1 protein-coding gene is annotated in these 620 nt (G+C 63.4%); it reads left to right on the top strand.

Annotated elements, in window-relative coordinates:
- Positions 1 to 620 (top strand): carbohydrate ABC transporter permease (locus FK530_RS24795; protein WP_146489463.1); only part of this gene is annotated, 620 nt, incomplete at both ends.

Here is a 620-nt window from a genome sequence, read left to right as displayed (position 1 = left end):
GTACTGGTTCACCCCGTGGCTCTTCGTGGGGCTCGCCCTGGCGGTGGTGGGAGGATTCCTGGTCCTCCCCTTCTTCGCCACATTGCGCCTCTCCGTCACGGACGCCACACTCCTTCGTCCGGGACAGTTCATCGGGCTGGAGAACTTCGAGTCCCTCTTCGGGGATCCGCGCTTCCGCACGGCCCTGCTCAACTCCTCGCTCTACGTCGTGTGCGTGGTGCCCTTCATGCTGGTGCTCCCGCTGGTCCTGGCGGCGCTGCTGGCCAAGAAGGGCCCGCTCATCGGCTTCTTCCGCACCTCGATGTACCTCCCGGTGGTCATGTCCTCCGTCGTGGTGGGCCTGATCTGGACCAGCCTCCTGGACAAGCGGGGTCTCATCAACGAACTCTTCGCCACCCTGAACTGGATCACCGAGCCGATCCCCTTCCTCACGGACCGCTGGTTGCTGCTGTTCTCTGCGATGTGCGTGACCGTATGGACGGGCCTGGGCTACTACATGGTCATCTACCTCTCGGCCCTGGCCAACATTGATCCCAGCCTCTACGAGGCTGCTGAGATCGACGGAGCGGGAACCGTCAAACAGTTCCTCCACGTCACCATGCCGGGAGTGCGTTCCACCA

It is taken from the genome of Tsukamurella conjunctivitidis, from assembly GCF_007858475.1.
GTDB lineage: Bacteria > Actinomycetota > Actinomycetes > Mycobacteriales > Mycobacteriaceae > Tsukamurella > Tsukamurella conjunctivitidis.
This window is presented reverse-complemented; position numbering and strand designations above follow the sequence as displayed.